Annotated in this window: 18 protein-coding genes; 5 read left to right on the forward strand and 13 right to left on the reverse strand. The window is 71.1% G+C overall.

Translation table 11 applies throughout. From position 1 onward, the window contains the following. Positions 1-2: 2 nt before the first annotated feature. The 9 genes from ACIBP6_RS24160 to pgsA form a co-directional block, all read right to left on the reverse strand. A complete protein-coding gene (locus ACIBP6_RS24160) occupies positions 3-1,169 on the reverse strand; it encodes an MFS transporter (RefSeq protein WP_397055546.1) in 1,167 nt (388 codons plus the stop codon). A 57-nt stretch (positions 1,170-1,226) separates the two neighbouring features. Then, complete coding sequence (locus ACIBP6_RS24165; protein ID WP_132617370.1) at positions 1,227-1,649, reverse strand: MarR family winged helix-turn-helix transcriptional regulator; 423 nt, start codon at positions 1,647-1,649, stop codon at positions 1,227-1,229. A gap of 91 nt (positions 1,650-1,740) precedes the next feature. Further along, complete coding sequence (locus ACIBP6_RS24170; RefSeq protein WP_397055548.1) at positions 1,741-3,423, reverse strand: alkaline phosphatase D family protein; 1,683 nt, start codon at positions 3,421-3,423, stop codon at positions 1,741-1,743. Positions 3,424-3,683: 260 nt separating this feature from the next. Beyond that, positions 3,684-4,598: a pyridoxal 5'-phosphate synthase lyase subunit PdxS gene (pdxS, locus tag ACIBP6_RS24175; RefSeq protein ID WP_132617378.1), complete on the reverse strand. Its 915-nt coding sequence runs from the start codon at positions 4,596-4,598 to the stop codon at positions 3,684-3,686. Positions 4,599-4,714: 116 nt separating this feature from the next. Beyond that, a complete protein-coding gene (locus ACIBP6_RS24180) occupies positions 4,715-5,728 on the reverse strand; it encodes a DUF3048 domain-containing protein (protein ID WP_397055550.1) in 1,014 nt (337 codons plus the stop codon). A gap of 63 nt (positions 5,729-5,791) precedes the next feature. Further along, on the reverse strand, positions 5,792-6,286 hold the full coding sequence (locus ACIBP6_RS24185) for a hypothetical protein (RefSeq protein ID WP_397057069.1): 495 nt from the start codon (positions 6,284-6,286) through the stop codon (positions 5,792-5,794). Positions 6,287-6,324: 38 nt separating this feature from the next. Then, positions 6,325-7,455, reverse strand: coding sequence for a glycosyltransferase family 4 protein (locus ACIBP6_RS24190; protein ID WP_397055552.1), 1,131 nt, complete (start codon positions 7,453-7,455; stop codon positions 6,325-6,327). Further along, on the reverse strand, positions 7,452-8,360 hold the full coding sequence (locus ACIBP6_RS24195) for a phosphatidylinositol mannoside acyltransferase (RefSeq protein WP_397055554.1): 909 nt from the start codon (positions 8,358-8,360) through the stop codon (positions 7,452-7,454). The genes ACIBP6_RS24190 and ACIBP6_RS24195 overlap by 4 nt, the downstream gene beginning before the upstream one ends. Further along, a complete protein-coding gene (gene pgsA / locus ACIBP6_RS24200) occupies positions 8,357-8,959 on the reverse strand; it encodes a phosphatidylinositol phosphate synthase (protein ID WP_165969952.1) in 603 nt (200 codons plus the stop codon). Before pgsA ends, ACIBP6_RS24195 begins: the two co-directional genes overlap by 4 nt. 164 nt (positions 8,960-9,123) lie before the next feature. On the opposite strand from pgsA, the gene ACIBP6_RS24205 reads away from it, so the two are divergent. The 3 genes from ACIBP6_RS24205 (at position 9,124) to ACIBP6_RS24215 (ending at position 15,207) form a co-directional block, all read left to right on the forward strand. After that, positions 9,124-11,262: an elongation factor G-like protein EF-G2 gene (locus tag ACIBP6_RS24205; protein WP_397055556.1), complete on the forward strand. Its 2,139-nt coding sequence runs from the start codon at positions 9,124-9,126 to the stop codon at positions 11,260-11,262. A gap of 124 nt (positions 11,263-11,386) precedes the next feature. Continuing rightward, positions 11,387-12,940: a glycoside hydrolase family 10 protein gene (locus ACIBP6_RS24210; protein ID WP_397055558.1), complete on the forward strand. Its 1,554-nt coding sequence runs from the start codon at positions 11,387-11,389 to the stop codon at positions 12,938-12,940. A 194-nt stretch (positions 12,941-13,134) separates the two neighbouring features. After that, a complete protein-coding gene (locus ACIBP6_RS24215) occupies positions 13,135-15,207 on the forward strand; it encodes a hypothetical protein (RefSeq protein WP_397055559.1) in 2,073 nt (690 codons plus the stop codon). Here ACIBP6_RS24215 and ACIBP6_RS24220 read toward each other — a convergent pair. Beyond that, the gene (locus ACIBP6_RS24220; RefSeq protein ID WP_246075257.1) at positions 15,163-15,693 is read right to left on the reverse strand and encodes an HIT family protein; all 531 of its coding nucleotides are present in this window, start codon (positions 15,691-15,693) and stop codon (positions 15,163-15,165) included. The genes ACIBP6_RS24215 and ACIBP6_RS24220 overlap by 45 nt on opposite strands. A 77-nt stretch (positions 15,694-15,770) precedes the next feature. Here ACIBP6_RS24220 and ACIBP6_RS24225 point away from each other — a divergent pair, with 77 nt between their 5' ends. Together ACIBP6_RS24225 and ACIBP6_RS24230 are read left to right on the forward strand one after the other, a co-directional pair. Then, positions 15,771-16,259, forward strand: coding sequence for an Asp23/Gls24 family envelope stress response protein (locus ACIBP6_RS24225; protein ID WP_132617352.1), 489 nt, complete (start codon positions 15,771-15,773; stop codon positions 16,257-16,259). A 37-nt stretch (positions 16,260-16,296) separates the two neighbouring features. Continuing rightward, positions 16,297-17,019: a PIG-L deacetylase family protein gene (locus tag ACIBP6_RS24230; protein WP_397055561.1), complete on the forward strand. Its 723-nt coding sequence runs from the start codon at positions 16,297-16,299 to the stop codon at positions 17,017-17,019. A gap of 51 nt (positions 17,020-17,070) precedes the next feature. On the opposite strand, the gene thrS is transcribed toward ACIBP6_RS24230, so the two are convergent. From thrS to ACIBP6_RS24245, 3 genes are all read right to left on the reverse strand, one after another. After that, positions 17,071-19,032, reverse strand: coding sequence for a threonine--tRNA ligase (gene thrS, locus ACIBP6_RS24235; RefSeq protein WP_397055563.1), 1,962 nt, complete (start codon positions 19,030-19,032; stop codon positions 17,071-17,073). Between the two features lie 66 nt (positions 19,033-19,098). Then, positions 19,099-19,707 carry a glycoside hydrolase family 25 protein gene (locus tag ACIBP6_RS24240; protein ID WP_397055565.1) on the reverse strand — a complete coding sequence of 203 codons (609 nt, stop codon included), beginning with the start codon at positions 19,705-19,707 and terminating at the stop codon, positions 19,099-19,101. Between the two features lie 30 nt (positions 19,708-19,737). Continuing rightward, positions 19,738-20,637, reverse strand: a complete 900-nt coding sequence (locus ACIBP6_RS24245) for a TIGR03564 family F420-dependent LLM class oxidoreductase (RefSeq protein ID WP_397055567.1) — start codon at positions 20,635-20,637, stop codon at positions 19,738-19,740. Positions 20,638-20,718 lie beyond the last annotated feature (81 nt).

Consider the following 20,718-nt stretch of genomic DNA (forward strand, 5'->3'; position numbering starts at 1 on the left):
GGTCACGGCGCGGGGGCCGTCCGTACGTCGAGGACGGCGTCCACGCGGGCCAGGGCCCGCAGGTGGTGGCGGCGCAGGACGAGGACGGCCATGCCGACCGCGCAGCAGGCGGCGCCGACCCAGTACGGCAGCCCCGGGTCGATCTCCTCGCCCAGCCTGGTGGCGATGAACGGCGCCAGCGCGCCGCCCGTCCAGCGCACGAAGTTGTAGCCGGCCGAGGCCACGGGCCTCGGGGCGTCGGAGACCTCCATGGCCGACTCGGTGAAGACGGTGTTGTTCAGGCCGATGGGGATGCCCGCCAGGATGGTGAAGACGATGACGCCCGCGTGGCCGGACAGCGCGATGCCGATCTGGAAGACGGCCAGCAGCGCCAGCGCCAGGTGCAGCACGTTCACCGAGCCGATCCTGCGCTGCAGCGGCGGCGCGGCGAACACCGACGCCAGCGCCACGCAGACGCCCCAGCCGAAGAAGACGGCACCGATGCCGTACGGGGACATGTGCAGGATGAACGGCGTGAAGGCGAGCAGCGTGAAGAACGCGAAGTTGTAGAACAGCGCGGTGCAGGCGGTCGTGGCCAGCCCGCCATGGGTCAGCGCCCTGAGCGGCGCGCTGAGCCTGGTCTTCACCGCCGGCCTGGCACTCGGCTCGAGCAGCGCGGCGATCAGCACGAAGCCGGCGGCCATGAGCGTGGCGGTGCCGAAGAACGGGGCCCGCCAGCTCCAGTCGCCGAGCAGGGCGCCGACGAGGGGGCCGGTGGACAGGCCCAGGCCGAGCGCGGCCTCGTACAGGATGACGGCCGACTCCGCGCCGCCGCTGGCGGCGCCGACGATGACGGCGAGTGCGGTGGCCACGAACAGGGCGTTGCCGAGGCCCCAGCCCGCGCGGAAGCCGACCAGCTCCGCGACGCTGGTGGAGGTCCCGGCCAGCGCGGCGAAGACCACCACCAGCGCCAGGCCGGCCAGCAGCGTGCGCTTGCCGCCGATGCGGCTGGAGACCCAGCCGGTGACCAGCATGGCCACGGCCGTCACCAGGAAGTAGCTGGTGAACAGCAGCGAGACCTGGCTCGGCGTGGCCTGGAGGCCCTGCGCGATGGAGGGCAGGATGGGATCGACGAGGCCGATGCCCATGAAGGCGACGACCGCCGCGAACGCGGTCGCCCAGACGGACATGGGCTGGCGAAGGATTCCGCCGCCGGTTTGCATGGTGCTCCTCTTGCGTACGCGTGGCTACGAGCGGCCGAGTTTCGCCAGGACAGGCAGGGCGGCCGCGAGGGTGGCGCGCTCGTCCTCGGTGAGCGCGGCCAGTTCACGGGTGAGGTTGGCGATCCGCGACCTGCGCACGTTCTGCAGCCGTTCGCGGCCCTCGGCGGTGAGCTCGACCGTCCTGACGCGGGCGTCGGCCGGGTCCGTGCCGCGCGCCACGAGGCCCGCGTCCTCCAGCCGGTTGATCTGGACCGTCATGGTGGGGAGCTGCACGGCGTGATCTTCGGCGAGCGCCGTCATGCGCCGGGGGCCGTGTTCGAGCGAGCCGAGCACGCCGTACTGCTGGCTGGTCAGGGGCTGTCCGGCGGAGTAGCGCCTGAGCAGGAAGACCAGGTGACGCAGCACCACGGCGACCTGCTCGGCCAGGTGGGTGGGATCGTCCCTCATACTTAGCCCAACTAACTTAGCTTGTCTAATATTCCGTGACATGACATGAAAAAGCCCGGCCCCGGGTTCCGGAGCCGGGCGAGTGCCCACATTACGGGCGTTCGGTCTCCAGGCGGACAGTCTCCTCCACCGTCATCTCCTGCCTGATGCGCAGCGCGGGGTCGAGCGGGCGCACGTACGCCTGCTGCACCCCGGGCACGCGGTCCTCGATGACGAAGGTGGCCCGCGTGTACGCCTCGGCGCCGGGCGCCTGGACCCGCGGCACGACCTTGAAGTCGGCCGTCATCCGGTCGCGCTCGATCGTGGTCAGCACGTAGCCGCGCTGGTTGTTGTAGAACTTCAGGTGCGGGTTGATCCCCAGGAACGGGTGCTGCGCCGGGTCGGAGTCGGCCCCGTCGCCGCCGGTCGAGATCGACGTGGCGACCAGCTCCGAGCCGACCGTGGGCCCCGTCGGGTCGTCGTAGTCGAGCTTGAGGTCGCTGGCCCAGTGGGCGTGCACGTCGCCGGTGAGCACCACCGGATTGCGCACCTCGGCGTCGATCCAGCCCTGCGTGATGCGCTGACGGGAGGCGACGTAGCCGTCCCAGGCGTCCTGCGAGGTGATCTTGGCCGGGCCGGCGTTGTTGTCGCGCTGCGCGAAGAAGACCTGCTGGCCGAGGACGTCCCACTGGGCCCGCGACGTGCGGAAGCCGTCCAGCAGCCACGACTCCTGCTCGGCGCCGGTGATCGAGCGGGCCGGGTCGACCGCGTCCGGGCAGTCGCGGTAGCCGTCGCCGCAGCCCTGGTCGTCGCGGTACTGGCGGGTGTCGAGCATGTGGAACGTGGCCATCCGGCCCCACCGGACGCGCCGGTAGAGCTGCATGTCGATGCCGCGCGGGATCGAGGTGCGGCGCAGCGGCATGTTCTCGTAGTACGCGCGGAAGGCGGCCTCACGCCGGGCGAGGAAGTTCGGCTGCGGGTTCTCCGGCCGTTCGGGCACCTCGTCGGCCCAGTTGTTGTCCAGCTCGTGGTCGTCCCAGACGACCAGCCAGGGCGCGGCGGCGTGCGCGGCCTGCAGGTCGGGGTCGGCCTTGTACTGGGCGTGGCGCTGGCGGTAGTTGGCCAGGGTCTCGGTCTCGGGGCCCTCGTGGTGGCGGACGTTGCCGCCGGGGATCGTGTAGCTGTTCCTGGTGTACTCGTACTGGTAGTCGCCCAGGTGCAGGACGAGGTCCGGATGGTCCTCGGCGAGGCGGCGGTACGACGTGAAGTAGCCGTGCTCGTACTGCGCGCACGAGACGAACGCCATCGACAGGGCGCCGCCGTACGAGCCCGGGTGCGGGGCGGTGCGGGCGCGGCCGAGCGGCGAGACGTACGGGCCGACGCGGAAGCGGTACCAGTACTCGCCGTCGGCGCGCAGGCCGTCCACCTCGACGTGGACGCTGTGGCCCCACTCGGGCGCGGCCACGGCCACGCCGGAGCGCACGACGCGGCGGGCGCGCTCGTCGGCGTACACCTGCCACTGAACGGTGAAGGGCCGCTGCGGCATGCCGCCGAGCCCGTCCTCGGCCAGGGGCTCCTGGGCGAGGCGGGTCCACAGCACGAAGCCCTCGTGGTCGGGGTCGCCGCTGGCGACGCCGAGGGTGAACGGGTCGGTGCGCAGCCCGCGCGAGGCGAGCGTGGCGGCGGTCTCGGCGGCGGGGTCGGGGTCGGCGTGCGCGGTGGCGGCGGGGATCGCGGCGGCGGCGCCCGCCGCTAAGCCGGTGACGAGGAAGTGCCTTCGGTTCAGTCGGGACACGTGTGGCTCCTGCTCGACGATCAAGGGTGCCGGACGCCCCGAGCTTGACCGGGAATCATGACGTGTCGGTGAACTCCAGCCGACAAAAAAGACGACATCCTTCGCGGATGCCGCCTTTTCCTGAAATTTCCGCCGTCAGGCTGTGGCGCCCCCGCCGGGCCGGGCCGTGCGGCCCGCCCCGCCGCGAGCGATCATGTCACAGGAGAATCTGTGGCCTGCGCAGACGCGCCGTGTGCCGTGTGCCGTGGGCGCCTGGGCGCCTACCAGCCGCGCTCGGCCAGCCGGTGCGGCTGCGGGATCTCGTCGACGTTGATGCCGACCATGGCCTCGCCCAGGCCGCGGGAGACCTTGGCGATGACGTCGGGGTCGTCGTAGAAGGTCGTGGCCTTGACGATGGCCGCGGCACGCTTGGCCGGGTCGCCCGACTTGAAGATGCCCGAGCCGACGAACACGCCCTCGGCGCCGAGCTGCATCATCATCGCGGCGTCGGCCGGGGTGGCGATGCCACCCGCGGTGAACAGCACCACCGGCAGCTTGCCGGTCTTGGCCACCTCGGCGACCAGCTCGTACGGCGCCTGCAGCTCCTTGGCGGCGACGTACAGCTCGTCCTCGGGCAGCGAGGTGAGGCGCTTGATCTCCGCGCGGATGGTGCGCATGTGGGTGACGGCGTTGGAGACGTCGCCGGTGCCGGCCTCGCCCTTGGAACGGATCATGGCCGCGCCCTCGGTGATGCGGCGCAGGGCCTCGCCGAGGTTGGTGGCACCGCACACGAACGGCACGGTGAACTGCCACTTGTCGATGTGGTTGGCGTAGTCGGCCGGCGTCAGCACCTCGGACTCGTCGACGTAGTCGACGCCGAGCGCCTGCAGCACCCTGGCCTCGACGAAGTGGCCGATGCGGGCCTTGGCCATCACGGGGATCGAGACGGCGTTGACGATGCCGTCGATCATGTCGGGGTCGCTCATCCGGGACACGCCGCCCTGCGCGCGGATGTCGGCGGGCACGCGCTCAAGGGCCATGACGGCGACGGCGCCGGCGTCTTCGGCGATCTTGGCCTGCTCGGGGGTGACGACGTCCATGATGACGCCGCCCTTGAGCATCTCGGCCATGCCGCGCTTGACGCGGGCGGTTCCGGTGACGGGGGTGCTTTCTGGCGTGCTGCTGGACACGGTCATCCTCACGGGCTCTCACGGCGATCGGTACGTTTGTCAGGACTATCGTAGGTCCTGACGGACCCGTCCCCCGACATGCCACAATGTCAGGATTTATCGAGACGTCCCTACACTCTGGCTCAGGGGATGACGGGCTTGCGGCTGGCCAGCGCCACCCAGACCTGCCCGGGCGCGAAGTTCATCGGCTCACCGCTCTCCGTGGTGAACGTCGTGCCGCCGTCCTCCGATTCCCGCTCCCACTTCGCCTTGTACGCCTTGCCGTCGCGCAGCACGATCGCCGAGCCCTTGCCGGTGGTGTGCACGAGCGGCGTGTAGCTGTCGTTGGAGTCGTGGAACTCCGAGCGCTCGGTCTTGGTGTACTGGACGACGACGGTCGGCGCGCTGAGCTGACCGCCCTCGGCCGCGATGTCCTTCTTGCCGTCCTGCGCGATCATCCACTGCTCCTTCGCCTGCGACCAGGTGAAGGTGAAGCGCGCGGCGGGCCACCTGACGGTGTACGACTTGCGCTCCACACCGCCCTCGGCCGGCGGGTCGCCGAAGGTGAAGCCGATGTCCTTGGCCTTGCTCGCCTTCGGCGCCGCGGCCAGCAGCTTCTTGGTCTGGGCGAACAGGTTGTAGGGCGCGCTGCGGCCCGGCTCGCGGTAGTACGCGCCGGGGTTCCTGGTGTCGCCCACGTCGAACAGCGACGCCTCGGCGATGTAGGGCAGCAGCTTGCTCTGCGCCCCCGAGTAGGCGAAGGCGGGCTTGCCGAACTGCGGCGCGATGTGCAGGTCGGAGATCCGGGCGCTGCGCACCGGGCCCACCTTGGGCGGCAGCTTGGAGGAGAAGATCGCCATGAGCCGGGTCAGGCCGGCCTCGACCTGCTCGATGTAGACGATGTCCGCGCTCTTCAGGCCGAGCTGCGGCTTGCCGGCCGCGGTGTTCTCGATCTTGACGGCCACCACCGGCTTGAGCGTCTGGTACGGCTTGCCGGTGAACGGGTGGGTCTTGACCGGCTCGGGCTCCTCGCTGGGGGCCACCGTGGCGGCCTGCGGCGCCCGGCCAGGCGCCGGTTCGTTCGAGGAGCAGGCCGCGACGGGCACCACCACGGCCGCGCCCGTCAGCCAGATCATGATCGTCCGGGGTAGCCGCACGTGACAACACTCCTCGCTTCGACCCTTAAACGGGATGAAGCTTACTGGCTTCGCCAAATCAGGTCATTCAGTTGCCATGGTCGCGGGCGGATTGTCATCGATCTCGAAGAATCGCGGGTAGGCGGTGTGCCCCGCCAGGCGCAGGGTCCTGGCCAGCCAGCGCCGCTGCGCCGCACGGGTGACCGCGACCGCGTTGTTGTAGAAGCGGCGCGAGTAGACGACCTTGGCCACGGCGGTGTCGAGCTCCTCCAGCAGCCCGCGGCCCGCGGGCGACTCCGACAGCTTCTCGCGGAAGCGTTCCTGGTCCACCACCGCCCGCAGGGCGCGTGACAGGTCGCTCTCGGCGTGCTCGCGCTCCTCGGGCCCGGCCGTCCTGGCCTCGTGGGCCGCCGTGGCCAGCACGAGCGACGTGGCCGGGTCGAGCAGGCGCGAGCCGGCCAGCTCCAGCACCACGGCCCGGCGCCGCATCAGCGCGGCGTCCAGCGACTCCTGGGCCAGCTCCAGCCGGATGTGCAGGCGGTCGAGCCGGCCCGCGCGCCAGGAGATGTAGACCGCCATGAGCACGACGACGATCCCCACGATCAGGATGGTCGTGGTCACAGGTCTTCCTCCACCCGGCCGGCGCCGCTCGTGGTGACCGTCTCGTAGACGCGCACGACGTCGCGGGCCACCGTGGACCAGTCGTACTTCCGCACCGCCACCAGCGCCTCGGCCGCCAGCTTGGCGCGGCGCTCGGGGTCGTCGAGCAGCGCGGCGGCCTCGCGCGCCAGCGAGGCGTGGTCGCCGTTGGCGAACAGCGCGCCCGCCTGCCCCTCCCCCAGCACCCTGCGGAACGCCGGGATGTCGCTGGCCAGCACCGTCGCCCCGGACGCCATCGCCTCGGCCAGCACGATGCCGAAGCTCTCGCCGCGGGTGTTGGGGGCGCAGAACACGTCGACCGAGTGGTAGGCGCGGATCTTGTCGGCCTCGCTCACCATGCCGAGCACGGTCACCCGGTCGTGGAACTCCTTCGGCACCCGTTCGTAGACGTCCTTCGCATCGCCGGGCCCGGCGATGAGCAGCTTGAGGTCGCGGCGCTCGGCCGCGAGCACGCGGAAGGCGTCGAGCAGGATCGGCAGGCCCTTGCGCTCTTCGTCCATGCGGCCGAGGAAGCCGATCGTGGCGCCGTCGGGGCCCCAGCCGCCGAGCGGCTCGGCCTCGGTGTAGCGGGAGACGGTGACGCCGTTGGGGATCAGCACCGCGTCGCCGCCGAACTGCTCGACCAGGCTCTTGCGCGCGGCGTCGGAGACCGCGATGCGCCCGCTCAGCTTCTCCAGCGCGCTCTGCAGCAGCGGCTCGGCCACCGCGATGGCGCGCGAGCGCTGGAACGACGCGTGGAACGTCGCCACGATGGGCCCCCTGGCGGCCCAGCAGGCCAGCACGCCCAGGCTCGGGATCAGCGGCTCGTGGATGTGCAGCACGTCGAACTCGCCCGTACGCACCCAGCGCCGCACCCGCGCCGCCGACAGGAAGCCGAACGACATCCGCGCCACCGACCCGTTGTACGGCACCGGCACCGCCCGGCCGGCCCCCGTCACGTAGGCGGGCAGCTCGTCGTCGTCGGCGGCCGGGGCGATCACCGACACCTCGTGCCCCTGGGCCATGAGCGCCTGGGCCAGGTCGTCGATGTGCTGCTTGACGCCGCCCGGCATGTCCCAGGAGTAGGGGCAGACGATGCCGACCTTCATCGCGGCAGGTCCTCCAGCCAGAGCCGCTGCAGCATGTGCCAGTCGTCGGGGTGCTCGGAGATGCCCTTCTCGAACACCTCGGCCATGCGCTGCGCGAGGAAGGCGACCTTCTCCTGCCGGGTGCCCTCCTCGGGCATGGGCACCTCCTCGTGGATGTGGATGCCCCACTCGTCGCCGACGAAGTAGACGACGGCGGGCAGGAGCGCCGCGCCCGTCTGCACGGCAAGCAGCGGCGGCCCGGCGGGCACCTTGGTGGTCGCGCCGAAGAAGCGCACCTCGATGCCGCTCTTGGTCAGGTCGCGCTCGGCGGGCAGGCAGACGGCGCGCCCCTTGCGCAGCCGCGAGGCGAGGGTGCCGAAGTTGTGGCCGTCGCCGCCGGTGAGCGGCAGCACCTCCATGCCGAGGCCCTCGCGGAAGGCGACGTAGCGCCGGAACAGCGACTCGGGCCTCAGCCGCTCGGCCACGGTGGTGAACGGATGCCCCACGCCCACCAGCCACGCGCCGGCCGCGTCCCAGTTGCCCATGTGGGGCAGGGCCAGCACCACGCCCCGGCCCGCCTCCAGATTGTTGTGGATGTGCTCGGCCCCGATGACGTGGGTGCGGCGCACGATCTCCTCGGAGCTCATGGACGGCAGCCGGAAGACCTCGTGGAAGTAGCGGAAGTACGAGCGCATCCCGGCCCTGGTGAGCTCGCTCAGCTCACGGTTGCCGGGCTCCAGCCCGGTCACCCTGGCCAGGTTGGACTCCAGCCTGCGCACCGACTTGCCGCCCCGGCGCCAGACCCGGTCGGCCAGGAACCGGAAGACCGCGGCCGTCGGGCGCTCCGGCAGCAGCGGCACGAGCTTCCAGCCGGCCGCGAAGCCGGCGGCCACCACCCGGTCGCCGAAAGACACCTTCTCGCTCATGTCCGCCTCGTCTGCTGGTAGACCGCCATGACCCGCTGCCCCACGGTGACGACGCTGGCCGCCGCGAGCAGCCACATGCCGGCGGCCAGCACGTACGGGACGCCGAGACCCGACAGGAAGGTCGCGACCAGCGCCACGACGAGCCGTTCCGGCCGCTCGGCCAGCCCGACGTCCGCCGTCAGCCCGAGCCCTTCGGCCCTGGCCTTGGCGTAGGAGACCAGAGCGCCCGCGATCAGGCACAACAATGTCACCGCCGCCATCAGCGTGTCGTCTCTCGACATGAAATACAAGATCAGGCCCGCGAAGATGGCGGCGTCGGCCACCCGGTCGAGCGTCGAGTCGAGGAACGCCCCCCAGGTGGTGCCCCCCTTCCCGCCGAGCCGGGCCACCACACCGTCGAGCAGGTCGAACAGCACGAAGACGGTGATGACGAGGGCCCCCACGGTCAGGTGGCCTAGGGGGAAGAAGAGCAGAGCCGACACGACCGTGCCGAGGGTGCCGGCCGCCGTGACGGCGTCCGGGCCGATCCCGCGGCCGACGAGTGCCCTGCCCAGCGGGGTGAGTATCCGGGTCACGGCCGGGCGCAGGAGTTTGAGCATCGCCGTCCGATCGTAGGCCATCGGGACCTGACAACTTTCTTTGCTCCGGCCCCCTTGTGATATCCGCCACAGGGGTATTTGGTGAACACACCGCGTCCATGCGGTTTCTACTCGCTCCGTGCGGGCGCGGCGTTGGAACCAACCGACGTACGCGGGAGGCTGATGTGGCGGAGAAGAACGCGGGCAGCGCCGTGGGAGCCGCGGGCAGGGCACTCGCGGCCGACCGGGCGGACGCGATTCGCAATGTCGTGCTGGTCGGCCACTCAGGATCAGGGAAGACGACTCTGGTCGAGCACCTGCTGGCCGCGACGGGAACCGTCCAGCGCCCCGGACGGGTGGAGGACGGCAACACGGTCAGCGACTTCGACGAGGTCGAGGTCAGGCAGCAGCGGTCGGTCAACCTCGCGGTGGCCCCGCTGACGTACGGCGGGGTCAAGATAAACCTCCTCGACACGCCCGGTTACGCCGATTTCGTCGGCGATCTGCGCGCGGGGCTGCGCGCCGCCGACGCCGCGCTGTTCGTGGTGTCGGCCTGCGACGGCATCGACGGGCTCACCCAGATGCTCTGGGAGGAGTGCGCCCAGGTCGGCATGCCGCGCGCGGTCGTCATCACCAAGCTCGACCACCAGCGGGCCAACTTCGACGAGGTGCTCGTCACCTGCCAGGACGTCTTCGGCGACGGCGTGGCCCCGCTGTATCTCCCGGTGATCACCAACGGTCACGTCAACGGGCTCATCGGGCTGCTGTCGCAGAAGTTCTACAACTACGCCTCGGGCGACCGGGCGGAGAAGGACCCCGGCGCCGAGTACGCGGCGCAGATCGAGACGTACCGGGGCGACCTCATCGAGGGCATCATCCAGGAGAGCGAGGACGAGTCGCTCATGGAGCGCTACCTCGCGGGCGAGCCCATCGACGGCATGATGCTCATCGAGGACCTGGAGAAGGCCGTCTCGCGCGGCAGCTTCTACCCCGTCCTCTGCACCGGGCTCGGCGTGGGCACGACGGAGGTGCTGGAGCTCATCACGCAGGGCTTCCCGTCTCCTCTGGAACGCCCGATGCCCGAGATCTCCGACCTGTCCGGCAAGCCGGTCCAGGGCGTCGCGTGCGACCCCGACGGCCCGCTCGTCGCCGAGGTCGTCAAGACCACCAGCGACCCGTACGTGGGCCGCATCAGCCTCGTCCGCGTCTTCTCCGGCACGCTGCGGCCCGACATGACCGTGCACGTGTCCGGCCACGGCGGGGCGGAGCGCGGCCACGAGGACCACGACGTGGACGAACGCGTCGGCGCCCTGTCATGCCCGCTCGGCAAGCAGCAGCGCACCACCCCCAAGGGCGTCGCGGGTGACATCGTGGCGGTGGCCAAGCTGTCGCGCGCCGAGACCGGCGACACGTTGTCGGACGTGGACCGGCCGCTGTGCATGACGGCCTGGAGCATGCCGGAGCCGCTGCTGCCGGTGGCCATCAGGGCCAGGTCCAAGGCGGACGAGGACAAGCTGTCGCAGGCCCTGGCCCGGCTCGTGGCCGAGGACCCGACCCTGCGGCTGGAGAACAACGCCGAGACCCGGCAGCTCGTCCTGTGGTGCATGGGCGAGGCGCACACCGACGTGGTGCTCGACCGCCTGGCCAAGCGCCACGGCGTCGAGGTCGAGCGGATCGAGCTGCGGGTGCCGCTGCGGGAGACGTTCGGCGGCAAGTGCCAGGCGACGGGCCGCAACGTCAAGCAGACCGGCGGCCACGGCCAGTACGCGATCTGCCACGTCGAGATCGAGCCGCTGCCGTCCGGCTCGGGCCTGGAGTTCGTCGACAAGATCGTCGGTGGCGTGGTGCCGCGGCAGTTCATCCCGTCGGTGGAGAAGGGCGTGCGAGCCCAGATGGAGCGCGGCGTCGTCGCCGGCTACCCGATGGTGGACCTGCGCGTCACCCTGTACGACGGCAAGGCCCACTCCGTCGACTCCTCCGACATGGCCTTCCAGATCGCCGGGCAGCTGGCGCTCAAGGAGGCCGCGTCGAAGGTCTCGACGCTGCTGCTGGAGCCGGTGGACGAGCTGTCGGTGCTGGTGGCCGACGACTACGTCGGCTCGGTGATGTCCGACCTGTCGGCGCGGCGCGGGCGCGTGCTCGGCACCGAGCCGGTCGGCCACGGCCGGACGCTGGTCAAGGCCGAGGTGCCCCAGCTGGAGATCACCCGTTACGCCATCGACCTGCGCTCGATGTCGCACGGCACCGGCACCTTCCACCGGAGCTTCCTGCGCTACGAGCCGCTGCCGCCGAACCTGGCGAGCAAGGTGGCCGCCGCCGAGTGACGGCCGTGCCGGGAGGGCATGTCCCTCCCGGCACTATTTTGGTGATTTATCACAGAAGCATCACGAGTCTATTTCGTTTTTCCGTCCCGACCATGGCGGGCCGGGTGTCACACTGGGTGGCACTATGCGTACTGGACGGCCCCTCCTAGCAGCCGCCGTGCTCGCGGTCGTGACCACCACGGCCGCCTACGCCTTCGGCCCCGACGCCGAGCGGAGCCCCGCGGCGAGCCAGAAGAAGACGACCACCTCCACACCCTCTCCGGCCTGCAAGGCCGACCCGCGCCGGCCGAAACGGGAGCTGCGCGGGGTGTGGATCGCCACGACCCAGAACATCGACTGGCCCTCCAGGGCCGGCCTGCGGCCCGACCGGCAGCGGGCCGAGTACGTCAAGATCCTCGACAGTGCCGCCAAGCGCAACCTCAACGCGGTCTTCGTCCAGGTGCGCCCGGCCTCCGACGCGCTGTACAAGTCGTCGCTCGAGCCGTGGTCGCAGTACCTGACCGGGACCGAGGGCAAGGATCCCGGCTGGGACCCGCTGCCGTTCCTCATCTCCGAGGCCCACAAGCGGGGCATGGAGTTCCACGCCTGGTTCAACCCGTATCGCGCGTCCTACAAGGACAGCGTCTCCAAGCTGCCCCGCAGCCACCCCGCGCGCCAGCACCCGGACTGGACGGTCAAGTACGGCGGCCGCCTCTACTACAACCCCGGTATGCCGGCCGTGCGCGAGCACGTGGTCAAGGTCATCAACGACGTCGTCAGCCGCTACGACATCGACGGCGTGCACTTCGACGACTACTTCTACCCCTACCCGGTGGCGGGCGCGACGTTCGACGACCGGGCGGCCTTCCGCAGGTACGGCAAGGGCAGGAAGCTCGCCGAGTGGCGGCGCGACAACGTCGACACGCTCGTCGCCGAGGTCGACAGGGCCGTCCATCGCGCCAAGGGCCACGTGCGGTTCGGCATCAGCCCGTTCGGCATCTGGCGCAACAAGTCCAACGACCCGACCGGCTCGGCCACCTCGGGCATGTCCGCGTACGACTCGATCTACGCCGACGCGCGGGCCTGGATCAAGGACGGCACGGTCGACTACGTGCTGCCGCAGCTCTACTGGCCGCGCGGGCACCGCCAGGCCGACTACAACACGCTGGTCCGCTGGTGGTCCAACGAGGTCAAGGGCAGCGACGTGCAGCTCTACATCGGCCAGGGCCTCTACCGCGTCGGCACGCGCGACGACAGGACCTGGACGCGTCCGGGCGAGCTGGCCGCGCAGGTCGGCGTCAACCGCGACTCCAAGCAGGTCGACGGCGAGGTGTTCTTCAGCGCCAAGCAGCTGCTGACCAATCCCTTGCGGGCGATCGACCGCGTCGCCACGACGTACTACAGCCGCCCGGCGTTGCCGCCGGCGGTTCCGGACGCCGGCGGCCAGGCTCCCGCGGCGCCGCAGGGCGTCAGGGCGCAGGGGACGGCGCTGTCGTGGACCCCGGCCCAGGGAGCCCGCGCCTACGCGGTCTACCGGCTGCCGAAGTCGGGCCGGGACTGCCACACCGCCGACGCCCGTGACCTGGTGGCCGTCGTGGGAGGCCCGTCCTACACCGCGAAGGCGCCCGGCACCTACCTGATCACCTCGATCGACCGCCTCTCCCGCGAGAGCGACGCCGTCCGGGTGAACACAGGCTGACCCGCGGCTGAACGCACGCGGCCGGGGCCGGTTCCGCCGCCCCGGCCGTCGGCGTTCCCGGCGGATTCGCGGGCCGGGCGCGACGGGATCGGCGGGGTGCCGGTGCATGAGAAGGTAGTCGCGTCCGGTGGCGCCGGAACATGACCTTGCTCTACCGTGCCACGGAACCGAAGCGACCACGGGAGGTCATCGGCGTGAGGCGTGCGCTCATCGTGCTGGCCGTGCTGGTCGGCCAGATGCTGGCCGGGCACGGCCTCGCCGGGCCGGCCCGGGCGGACGACGCCGGCGGCAGGGTCGCCCTCATCGGCGTGCCCGCCCTGCACTGGAACGACATCACCCCGTCCGACACACCCCACCTGTGGAAGCTGGCCGCCTCCAGCGCGATCGGCTCCCTGTCGGTGCGTACGGTCGGCAACGTGACCTGCCCCTACGACGGCTGGCTGACCGTCTCGGCCGGCACCAGGTCGGCGGCGGGTTACCGCTGCGGCGCGCCCCCCACACCCGAGCGGCAGGGCGACGGCGCGGTCATCCCCGGCTACCGCTACCTCATCGACGTGGCCGGGCAGCGCTACGCCGGCACGCTCGGCCAGTCGCTCAAGGCGGCCGGTCAGTGCTCGGTCGCGATCGGCCCGGGCGCCGCGCTGGCGCTGGCCGACCAGCAGGGCGCGGTGCAGAGCTACCGCGACTCCGCCACGGGGATCACCACCGCCGACCTGGAGCGGTGCCGGATGGTCGCGATGGACGTCGACGACCTCGTCGCCCCCTACCTGACAGACGGCCGGCTGCCCGCCGAGCCGGAGCTGCTCGGCCCCGCCGAGCGGCGCCGGGCGCTGCGCCAGGCCGACGCCGAGGTGGGCGCGCTGCTCACCGCGCTGCCCGCCGGCACGACGGTGCTGCTGGCGGGGATGTCCGACCACGGCTCGGTGCCCCACCTGCGGGTGTCGGCGCTGCAGCGGCCGGGCGCAGAGGGCCGCCTGCTCGGCGCCGCCTCCACCCGCCGCGACGACATCTCGATCCTGCCCGACCTGACCGCCACCGCGCTCACCGAGCTCGGCGTCGCCGTGCCGCCGACCGTCGTGGGCGTGCCGCTGCTGGTCGGCGACCCCGGCGCCACCGTCGAGCAGCTGCGGCGCGCCGACGCCAGCGCCCAGACCATGCGCTCGGCCAAGGGCCAGTACTTCACCGCGCTGGCGGTCATCCAGGTCCTGTTCTACGTCGGCGCCTTCCTGCTGCTGCGCCGCCGCAGCCACTGGCGCTGGCTGCGCGTGGCGGCCGTGGCCGTGGCGGCCCTGCCGGTCACCTCGTTCCTGGTCAACCTGCTGCCGTGGAGCGACCACGCAGGGCTGTTCGGCGGCATGCTCGCCTGGTGGGCGGCGATCACCGTGCTGGCGCTGGCCGGGCCATGGCGGCGCAAGCCGCTCGGCCCGCTGGCCGTGGTCGCCGGCATCACCGCGCTGACGCTCGCCGCCGACCTGCTCACCGGCACCACGCTCCAGCTCAACAGCTTCATGGGCTACAGCGCCGAGCAGGGCGCCCGTTACTTCGGCCTGGGCAACATCCCGTTCGCGCTGCTCGCGACCGGCACGCTGCTCAGCACCACCGTGATCGCGCACCGGTGGCCCGGCAAGGTCGGCGTGGCCGCGATCGTGGTGCTGGGGGCGATCGCGATGGTGCTGGGCGGCTCGGGCCTCGGCAGTGACTTCGGCGGTGTGATCGCGTTCGTGCCGGGCATCGCGGTGACCGCGCTGATCCTGTCGGGCAAGCGGGTCTCGCTGATGAAGCTGGCGGCGTTCTGCGTGGCCGGCGGGGTGATCGTGATGGGCTTCGCCTGGTACAACTACCTGCAGCCGCCCGCCGAGCAGACCCACCTCGGCAGGTTCGTCGGTCAGGTGCTGACCGGGGAGGCGTTCGACGTCATCTGGCGCAAGCTGGAGGCCATGCTGGCCACCCTGCTCAGCCCCAACCTGATGCCGATCGTGATCGTGGCCGTGGCGTTCCTGGTCTACGCGATCCTGCGGCCCGAGCAGGCCTCGGCCGGGGTGGTGCCGGCGGCGTTCGAGCACTCCCCCGCGCTGCGCGCCGGTCTGATCGGCACGCTCGTCAGCGGCGTCGTCGGGATGCTGGTCAACGACTCCGGCGCGGCCGTGCTGTCGATGGCGCTGGCCCTCGCCGTGCCGCTGCTGCTGGCCACCGGCCTCGGCGCGGTGGCCTTCGGCCGCGGGTCAGCCCCAGGCGTCGGCGAGCAGCTGTCGGGTGTCCCGAAGTAGCTGCGGCAGCACCTTGGTCTGGGCGACGACCGGCATGAAGTTGGTGTCGCCGCCCCACCGCGGCACGACGTGCTGGTGCAGGTGGGCGGCGATGCCGGCGCCCGCGACGTGACCGAGGTTCATGCCGACGTTGAAGCCCTGCGCGCCGCTGGCCTTGCGCAGCGCCCGCACCGACTTCTGGGTGTATTCCCCCAGCTCGGCCACCTCGGCGGCGTCGAGCTCGTCGTAGTCGGACACATGCCGGTACGGCACCACCATCAGGTGGCCGGAGTTGTACGGGTAGAGGTTGAGCACCGCGTAGACCGACGCGCCCCTCGCCACGATCAGGCCGTCCTCGTCGCTCATCGTCGGGATGACGTCGAACGGGCATCCCTCTCCGGGGCCGCTGCCGGTCGGCTTGTTCTCGCCCTTGATGTAGGCCATGCGATGCGGGGTCCACAGACGCTGGAAGTTGTCCGGGGCCCCTGCCCCTGCCTGATCGTGCATAACTAGCAGCATATGACCACGGACAAACGGGGTGCTCTTCCGGCACAATCCTGATCATCCCCCGACAGGAGATCGCCATGACTGAGACGCTGACCGAGCAGTCCGCCCCCGAGCAGTCCGACGGGCCTTCGTACATCGAGGCGCCGGCCACCGACTCGGCCGTGAAGGGGCGCATCAAGGTCGCCGACGAGGTGGTCGAGAAGGTCGCCGCGCTGGCCGCGCTGGAGGTCGAGGGCGTCGCCGACATGGGCGGCGACCTCGCGCGCGCCTTCGAGTCCGTACGCGACCGCATCGGCCTCGGCTCGCGCCGTGCCAACCAGGGCGTCAACGCGCAGATCCACAACGGCGAGGTGGCCGTGAGCCTGACGATCGTCGTCGAGTACGGCCATGTCGTCATGGACGTCGCCTCCGAGGTCAAGACGAACGTGGCCATGATCGTCAGCCGGATGCTGGGCATGCGGGTCATGGAGGTCAACGTGACCGTGGACGACGTCCGCCTTCCCGGCGACCCCCACCCGGCCCCGCGCGACCCGGCCGCCGACGAGGAGCCCTCTTCCGCTGCCTGAGGGTTCACCTGCGGGCGCGGCTGTCAGGATGAGAGCCATGACGGATCAGCTCGAGCCCATGCCCGAAGACTGGCAGCGTGCCCTGGCCATCGTGGCCCACCCCGACGACCTCGAGTACGGCTGCGCCTCCGCCGTGGCGACCTGGACCGACGCCGGTCGCGAGGTCGCGTACGTGATGGTGACCCGTGGTGAGGCGGGCATCGACACCCTCGAACCGGTCAAGGCCGCGGCGGTGCGCGAGCAGGAGGAGCGGGCCGGCGCGGCCGTCGTCGGGGTGAGCCGGGTGGAGTTCCTCGGCCACGCCGACGGCGTCATCGAGTACGGTACGCCGCTGCGCAGAGACCTGGCCGCCGCCATCCGCCGGCACCGCCCCGAACTCGTGATCACCATCAACCCCGACGACACCTGGGAGGGCACGTACTGGAACACGCCCGACCACCGGGCGGTCGGCCGGGCCGTGCTCGACGCCGCCGGTGACGCCGGCAACCGCTGGATCTTCCCCGACGCCGGGGGCGAGCCGTGGAACGGCGTGCGCTGGGTGGCGGTGGGCGGCACCGACTCCCCCACCCACGCCGTCGACGTGACGGACGGCCTGGAGCGGGGCGTGCGCTCGCTGCTGGCGCACCGCGCCTACATCGAGGCGCTGACCGACGAGGACCCGGAGGCGTACGCGCGCGGCCTCATCGAGGGCTTCGCCCGGCAGGAGGCCGAACGCTTCGGCGGGCGCCCGGCGGTCACGTTCCGGCTCTACCCGCGCTAGAGAACGCGGCGGCGGAGCGGCCTCGACGGGGGCCGCTCCGCCGGATGACGGTCAGACCTGGACGCGGTGCTCGACGGCGCTGACGATCTCGGCGACGGCGTCGTCGATCGGGACGCCGTTCTTCTGCTCGCCGTTGCGGTAGCGGAACGACACCGCGCCATTGGCGATGTCGTCGTCGCCCGCGAGCAGCATGTACGGCACCTTCGCCTTCTGCGCGTTGCGGATCTTCTTCTGCATGCGGTCGTCGGAGCCGTCGACCTCGATGCGGATGCCGCGCTCACGCAGCCGCTTGGCGACGTCCTGGAGGTAGGGCACGTGAGCGTCGGCGATCGGGATGCCGACGACCTGCACCGGGGCCAGCCACGCGGGGAAGGCGCCCGCGTAGTGCTCGACCAGCACGCCGAAGAAGCGCTCGATCGAGCCGAACAGCGCCCGGTGGATCATCACGGGACGCTTGCGGGTGCCGTCGGCCGCCTGGTATTCGAGCTCGAACAGCTCAGGCAGGTTGAAGTCGAGCTGGATGGTCGACATCTGCCAGGTGCGGCCGATCGCGTCGCGGGCCTGGACGGAGATCTTGGGGCCGTAGAAGGCGGCGCCGCCCGGGTCCATCACGAGCTCGAGCTTCTCCGCCTCGGCCACCTCGCGCAGCGTCTGGGTGGCCTCCTCCCAGACCTCGTCGGAGCCGACGAACTTCTGCGGGTCCTTCGTGGACAGCTCGAGGTAGAAGTCTTCGAGCCCGTAGTCGCGCAGCAGGTCGAGCACGAAGCGCAGCAGCGAGGTCAGCTCGTCGCGCATCTGCTCGTGGGTGCAGTAGATGTGGGCGTCGTCCTGCGTCATGCCGCGCACGCGGGTGAGGCCGTGGATCACGCCGGACTTCTCGTAGCGGTAGACCGTGCCGAACTCGAACAGCCGCAGTGGCAGCTCACGGTAGGAACGCCCGCGCGCCCGGTAGATCAGGTTGTGCATCGGGCAGTTCATCGGCTTGAGGTAGTAGCGCGCCCCCTCCAGCTCCATGGGAGGGAACATGCCGTCCTTGTACCAGTCGAGGTGGCCCGAGACCTGGTAGAGGTGCTCCTTGGTGATGTGGGGCGTGTTGACGAACTCGTAGCCCGCCTCCTCGTGGCGGCGGCGCGAGTAGTCTTCCATCACCCGGCGGATCACGCCGCCCTTGGGGTGGAAGACGGCCAGGCCGGAGCCCAGCTCGTCGGGGAAGCTGAACAGGTCGAGCTCGGCGCCCAGCTTGCGGTGGTCGCGCTTCTCGGCCTCCTCCAGCAGCTTGAGGTAGTCGTCCTGCTTCTCGCGCGACTCCCAGGCGGTGCCGTAGATGCGCTGCAGCTGCGGGTTCTTCTCGCTGCCGCGCCAGTAGGCGCCGCCGGAGCGCATGAGCTTGAACGCGGGGATCGACCGGGTGGACGGCACGTGGGGGCCGCGGCACAGGTCTTTCCACGTCAGCTCGCCGGTCTTGGGGTCGAGGTTGTCGTAGATGGTGAGCTCGCCGGCCCCCACCTCGACGGACTCCTCGTCGGCGGCTCCGCCCTTGAGCCCGATCAGCTCCAGTTTGTACGGCTCCGCCGCCAGCTCCGCGCGCGCCTCCTCGTCGGTGACGACCCGGCGGGAGAACGCCTGCCCCTGCTTGACGATCTCGCGCATGCGCTTCTCGATGCGCTTGAGGTCGTCGGGGTGGAAGGCCTGCTTGACGTCGAAGTCGTAGTAGAAGCCGTTCTCGACGGGCGGGCCGATGCCCAGCTTGGCCTCGGGGAACAGCTCCTGCACGGCCTGGGCCATGACGTGGGCGGTGGAGTGGCGCACGATCGCCCGGCCGGCGTCGCTGGAGACCTCGATCGGCTCGACCGCGTCGCCGTCGGCCAGTGACCAGGCGAGATCGCGCGGCTCGCCGTTGACGCGGGCCGCGATGACGGTGCGGCCGTCGGCCTCCAGCGCCTGTCCGGCCGTCGTGCCGGCCGCGACCACACGCTCGGCTCCGGCGAGGGTGATGCGTAGCTCGGCTGACACGGTGTCTCCCTTGGGATCGCGCTCGATGACGGGCACCGAGGCTGGTTCGTATGGTGAACACCGATGCTATCGCGGGCGAAACCCCATCCTTGTCAGCTCCTTGCGGCTGCCGTGGAAGACGTTGCGGTCGAGGGGCCTGTTGTCGTACTGGTGGATGGTCCAGTCGTTCCAGGGCCTCGGCACCGCGGGCTCTCCGCGCGCGCTCGCCGGGCTGGCGATCCACAGGGGATATTCGGCCAGCCCGGAGCAGTGACCGTTCTGCGCGAACGTGTGGAAGGTGTAGATGAACGGCCGCACGCCGGTGTGCCGCTCGACGAAGTGGCACCACCGGCGCGCGTAGCGGGCGACCTTCTCGGCGCCGAGCCCGTCGTTGGTCTCCAGGTCGAGCGCGATCAGGTCGCCGCGGCGCAGGCCGCCGGCCGACCTGATCACGTCCAGGAAGTGACGCGCCTGCTCCAGGGGGTCGCCCTTGGGCCGGGCGAAGTGGTAGGCGCCGCACACGATCCAGCTTTCCCGCATGCCGTTCCAGTTGCGCGGAAACCACTTGTCGGTGTAGTCGCCGCCCTCGGTCGCCTTGGCGAAGGCGAAGGCGACTCCTTGGTCGGCGTGGCCGGCCCAGTCGACCGTGCCCTGCCAGTTCGACACGTCTATGCCCTGCAGCAAGCGCTTCTTCACCTTGCCGGAGTTTATTGAGACCTGCCCTGATCAGCCCTTCGCCGCGCCGATCAGGAGGGTACGGGTGCGTTCCCGGTTGGCGAACGGGGAGGCCACGAAGTCGGTCACGCCGGCCTGCCTGAGCTCCTCGAGCTTGGCCAGCACGGTGTCCTCGTCGCCCACGATCGCCACGTCGCCGGGCCCGGCCGCGCCCTCCCGGTCGAGCATCGCGCGGTAGGACGGCAGGCGGCCGTACATCGAGAAGATCTCGTTGGCGCGGGCGACGGCGCCGGCGGGGTCGTCGGTGACGCAGATGGGCAGCGCGCAGACGATGCGCGGCTCCTCGCGGCCGGCCTCGGCGGCGGCGGCCCTGATGGTCGGGGCGATGTGCTCGGCCACCGTCTTCGGCCCGGTCATCCACAGGATGGTGCCGGCCGCCACGGTGCCGGCCAGCTTGAGCATGCGCGGCCCGAGCGCGGCCACCAGCACGGGGACGCCCGCGCCGGGGGTGGTGAGCCGTACGTTGGCCTTGAGCGTCTCGCCCTCGTAGGAGACCTGTTCGCCCTTCGAGGCGGGGACGAGGATGTCGAGGTACTCCTTCATGTGCCGGCCGGGGCGCTCGAAGCTGTAGCCGAACATGTTCTCGATGACGACCTTGTGCGACAGCCCGATGCCGAGGGTGAGCCGGCCGCCGAGCGCGGCGTTGGCGGTCATGGCCTGCTGGGCGAGCACGGCCGGGTGGCGCGGGTAGGTCGGCACCACGGCGGTGCCCAGCTCGATCGGCGGGGCCTGCGCGCCCGCCGCGGCCAGGGCGGTGATGGCGTCGAGGCCGAAGATGTTGGACAGCCAGGCCGAGGTGAAGCCGTCGTCCGCCGCGCGGGCGATCTGGTCGCGGAGGGCGCCGATGGGGTCGTCCCCCTGGGGTTCGGCGAGGAGATATCCGTAGCGCATAGAACAGAACTCCGTTCTGGTGACTGAGGCGAATGTATCTCGTATCCGCCCGGCCGGGCGGTCCCCCGGCGCGGCGCGGCC

The sequence above is a fragment of the Nonomuraea terrae genome, assembly GCF_044465245.1.
GTDB lineage: Bacteria > Actinomycetota > Actinomycetes > Streptosporangiales > Streptosporangiaceae > Nonomuraea > Nonomuraea terrae.

Bases quoted from the DNA above. Each gene is read 5' to 3' on its own strand.
- ACIBP6_RS24160 (WP_397055546.1), bottom strand. From the start codon at position 1,169: ATGTCCGTCTGGGCGACCGCGTTCGCGGCGGTCGTCGCCTTCATGGGC.
- ACIBP6_RS24165 (WP_132617370.1), bottom strand. From the start codon at position 1,649: ATGAGGGACGATCCCACCCACCTGGCCGAGCAGGTCGCCGTGGTGCTG.
- pdxS (WP_132617378.1), bottom strand. From the start codon at position 4,598: ATGACCGTGTCCAGCAGCACGCCAGAAAGCACCCCCGTCACCGGAACC.
- ACIBP6_RS24185 (WP_397057069.1), bottom strand. From the start codon at position 6,286: ATGGCGGTCTACATCTCCTGGCGCGCGGGCCGGCTCGACCGCCTGCAC.
- ACIBP6_RS24190 (WP_397055552.1), bottom strand. From the start codon at position 7,455: ATGAAGGTCGGCATCGTCTGCCCCTACTCCTGGGACATGCCGGGCGGC.
- ACIBP6_RS24195 (WP_397055554.1), bottom strand. From the start codon at position 8,360: ATGAGCGAGAAGGTGTCTTTCGGCGACCGGGTGGTGGCCGCCGGCTTC.
- pgsA (WP_165969952.1), bottom strand. From the start codon at position 8,959: ATGCTCAAACTCCTGCGCCCGGCCGTGACCCGGATACTCACCCCGCTG.
- ACIBP6_RS24210 (WP_397055558.1), top strand. From the start codon at position 11,387: ATGCGTACTGGACGGCCCCTCCTAGCAGCCGCCGTGCTCGCGGTCGTG.
- ACIBP6_RS24220 (WP_246075257.1), bottom strand. From the start codon at position 15,693: ATGCACGATCAGGCAGGGGCAGGGGCCCCGGACAACTTCCAGCGTCTG.
- ACIBP6_RS24225 (WP_132617352.1), top strand. From the start codon at position 15,771: ATGACTGAGACGCTGACCGAGCAGTCCGCCCCCGAGCAGTCCGACGGG.
- ACIBP6_RS24230 (WP_397055561.1), top strand. From the start codon at position 16,297: ATGACGGATCAGCTCGAGCCCATGCCCGAAGACTGGCAGCGTGCCCTG.
- ACIBP6_RS24245 (WP_397055567.1), bottom strand. From the start codon at position 20,637: ATGCGCTACGGATATCTCCTCGCCGAACCCCAGGGGGACGACCCCATC.